This window comes from Actinoallomurus acaciae (genome assembly GCF_042429965.1).
GTDB classification, from domain to species: Bacteria; Actinomycetota; Actinomycetes; order Streptosporangiales; family Streptosporangiaceae; genus Actinoallomurus; species Actinoallomurus acaciae.
In genome coordinates, this window is the sequence record NZ_JBHLZP010000105.1 from 1 (window position 1) to 1822 (window position 1822).

The 1822-nt window shown below is 73.8% G+C and carries 3 protein-coding genes; all 3 read left to right on the forward strand.

The features are described from left to right. Nucleotides 1-653: GntR family transcriptional regulator (locus tag ACFFNX_RS16435; protein WP_378202085.1), on the forward strand; the 653-nt coding region annotated here is incomplete at its 5' end. A gap of 69 nt (nt 654-722) precedes the next feature. After that, nucleotides 723-1490: a sulfite exporter TauE/SafE family protein gene (locus ACFFNX_RS16440; RefSeq protein ID WP_378202088.1), complete on the forward strand. Its 768-nt coding sequence runs from the start codon at nt 723-725 to the stop codon at nt 1488-1490. A gap of 105 nt (nt 1491-1595) precedes the next feature. Beyond that, on the forward strand, nt 1596-1822 hold a 227-nt coding region (locus tag ACFFNX_RS16445; RefSeq protein ID WP_378202141.1), incomplete at its 3' end, for a carboxymuconolactone decarboxylase family protein.

The window sequence follows — 1822 nt, forward strand, 5'->3', positions numbered from 1 at the left end:
GGTTGCCCGACGAACGCACACTCGCCACGCAGCTGGGGGCCTCGCGCAACGCGATCCGCGAGGCCCTCGGGCTGCTGCGCGCCGAGGGGCTGATCACCCGGCGGCGCGGGGTCGGCACCGTCGTGGCCCAGCAGCGCTACGGCCACAGCCTGGACCGCCTGGCCGGGCTGGCCGAAACCCTGCTCGGGCGCGGCACGATCACCAACGAGGTCCGCGCCGCCCACCCGGTCGCCGACATGCCGGACGCCGTCGCCCGCCGGCTGGAGCTTCCCCGCGACGCGGGCGCCGTCTACCTGGAACGACTCCGCCGGCTCGACGGCGAGCCCCTCTCCCTGGACGCCACCTACCTGCCCCTGGACATCGGCCGTCCACTGCTGGAGTGCGAGCTGACCGACCAGGACGTCTTCGTGCTGCTGGAGCGGATCAGTGGGCAGCCGCTGGGCCGCGCCGACCTAGCCGTGCACGCGATGACGGCCGGTGCGGACACCGCGGCCCTGCTGGGCATCCCCGCCGGGGCGGCCGTCTTCGCCATCGACCGGCTCACGCGGCTGGCCGACGGGCGTCCCGTCGACGCCGAGACCGTTCACATCCGCGCGGACCGGCTCGTCCTCCAGGCCACTCTGCACCGCGGCGCCGTCCCCTCGGCGCCCTGACATCGACCATCCTTGGAGGTCTGCCGTGGTTCCCCCATGTCCCGCGCACGCCCATACGGTGACGTCCCGGTGAGCGGCCTGGAGCCGCCCACGCTCATCGCCCTGGCCGTGCTCGGGCTGGCGGCCGGCGTCGGGATCACCGCGATCGGGCCCGGCGGGGTGCTGGCCACCATCGGCCTGTTCGCCCTGACCCCTCTCCCCCCCGCGCAGGTCGCCGGGACCGCCATCGTCACCCACGTCGCGACCGGGGCGCTGGCCACCGCCGCGTACACGCGTTCGGGGCACCTGCACGACCCGCACACCCGCCGCACCGCCCTGTCGCTGGCCACCGCGGCCGTCGTCGGCACACCGCTGGGCGTGCTGATCAACAGCGTCGTCTCCGGGAAGGCGTTCGGCATCGTGCTCGGCGTCTTCTCCGCCGGCGTCGCCGCGCTGGTGTGGTACCGCGACCGCCGCCCGCGCCCCGGCCCGGCAGACCACCACCTCCGCGCCGGGGTCGTCGCGGCCGTGGGCCTCGGCGTCGCGGCGGCCAGCGGCCTCGTCGGCGTCGGCGGCCCCCTCCTGTCCGTCCCGCTGCTGGTCACCCTGGGCGCCCCCGTACTGTCCGCGCTGGCCGCCGCCCAGGTCCAGTCCGTGGTCATCGCCGGTGTCGGCACGCTGGGCTACCTCACCGCCGGCGCGATCGACTGGCCCCTCGCCGCCCTGGTCGGCATCCCCGAACTCGCCGGAGTCCTGCTCGGCTGGGTGATCGCCCGCCGCCTGCCCGCTCGCACCCTCAAGTACGCGCTCATCGTCAGCCTCATCGGACTGGCGCCCTATCTCGCCCTCCACGGCTGACGCCGCCCCCGGAGACGGTGACGCAGGTCACGTCGGCCGACGGTCACATCGTGCCCGGCCGGTTCCGTCAGTGGGGTGTAGCCACAAAGCGGCAAGGAGATCATCATGGAAGCCCGTCTCAACTTCTACGGCAACCCGGTCGTGGCGAAGTTCGCCAAGCACATCAACTCCGCGGGCAAGGTCATCACCGACTCGGCGCTGCCGGCGGTGACGCAGGAGCTGGTGAAGATCCGCGCCAGCCAGATCAACGGCTGCGGCGTCTGTCTCGACATGCACACCAAGGACGCCGCGCACGCCGGAGAGACCTCACTACGCCTCAACCTCATCGCGGC